The sequence below is a fragment of the Alkalispirochaeta alkalica DSM 8900 genome (genome assembly GCF_000373545.1).
GTDB lineage: Bacteria > Spirochaetota > Spirochaetia > DSM-27196 > Alkalispirochaetaceae > Alkalispirochaeta > Alkalispirochaeta alkalica.
Genome location: NZ_KB891748.1, coordinates 1 through 1,447 on the forward strand (window position 1 = coordinate 1; position 1,447 = coordinate 1,447).

Genomic DNA, 1,447 nt, shown 5'->3' on the forward strand with positions numbered 1-1,447 from the left:
ATTGGGCGTTCCAGAATAACTCCTTCACAGACAACCTGGTGATCCCCAACTCGGTGGAGACCATCGGAGACAACGCCTTCCAGAACGCAGGATTTACCGTCGCACTCATCCTGGGGTGGCCCTATGACAGCAGCCTCCAGACCATTGGAAGCAATGCCTTCGCCGGCAATGGCTTCCAGGACAATCTACTCACCATTCCCGCCAGCGTTACCTCTGTAGGAAAAGAGGCCTTCGCGGGGTGGGCCGCGCTTGAGTCGGTTTCCGTGTACCCCGAAACTCCGCCCACGGCAACAGGAGAGGCCCCCTATGATTTCTTTAAGGGCAGCACCCTCGACGGTGGTTCAGGAGCTATCCAGGCAGTCGCTCCGGCTTTGAAAGCTGACTATGAGAACGCCCCCGGGTGGGATGTCTATATGATAGAACAAAATTAATCACAAACCCCGCCCCGCAGCCCCCCGGGCCTGCGGGGCTGGCCCCTACCCCGGGGCACCCGACAGGGCGAGCCCCGGCTCCGGAACCCGGGAGCAGGCCGCCTCCCACAGACGGGGCCAGACCATCATCAGCTGCCCGTAGGAGCGGCAGAAAGAACGATACGCCTCCAGCCCCTCCGCAAGAGACAACCCGGCATGGTGATACTCCCGGGGCAGAGCACCCTCGGGAGTAGCGCCCTGCTGAATCAACCGTTCCCTGTAGTCTTCCACATCCCGGGCCCACCAGGAAGGCTTGCCCCGGTACCGCTCCAGAAGCTCCCCGAAGCGCTCCCCCTCGGACGTGGCAAAGACAAGAAAAAGCTCGTGCACCATATCTCTCCACCCCTCGATCGGCATCTCCACCAGCGAGGAAAAGAGCTCACCCATACGAAAGAGCCGTTCACCCGCCCCCACAAGATCAGGTGACACACGCCCCGCCAGATACTGCGCCACCAACCGGGTGAGCATGGCCGCCGTGAGGCCCGTCTGGTGCCAGGCATCATCGGGGAAGGGCCTGGGTTCGCCAAGATCGTGATGAACGCAGAAGGGCATATGGCGGGTCACGCTCCCGGGATAACAGAACCGCACCAACACCCCAAAGACCGAATCATCGGCGTGCCCCTGGGGAGGGAAGGGAGGCAGCAGGATCCTGGCATCTGCCCCGTGACAGGCCGTCACCAGAAAAGGACTCTCGCTGGCCCTCCCCCGGGGGTACTGAAAGAACGCGAAGGGAGCGGCCCGCGAATGGTTGTAGCGCTTCCCGGGAGCGTATACCCGATCCCGAAGGGGGTCCTCGAGGGTCAGAAAATGGTGGGGCCTGCCGAACCAGCGGTTCCCCGTTATACCGGTCATCACCAGCGGGACCTCCCTGCCCTGGAGCGACCCCGCCATCTCCTCCAGGGGGTCCCCGGAAAAGGGCTCCAGATACTCATCCAGAACCTCCCTGTCGGCCGTCGCCAGGGCGGTGTATCCCGAGG

2 protein-coding genes are annotated in these 1,447 nt (G+C 62.9%); one reads left to right on the forward strand and one right to left on the reverse strand.

What is annotated here, in order from left to right:
• A partial coding sequence (locus B071_RS17670; RefSeq protein WP_040588539.1) for a leucine-rich repeat domain-containing protein occupies nt 1-431 on the forward strand: 431 nt, incomplete at its 5' end.
• Nucleotides 432-476: 45 nt separating this feature from the next.
• Here B071_RS17670 and B071_RS0112910 read toward each other — a convergent pair.
• The coding region (locus B071_RS0112910; RefSeq protein WP_018527490.1) for a hypothetical protein at nt 477-1,447 on the reverse strand (971 nt) is incomplete at its 5' end.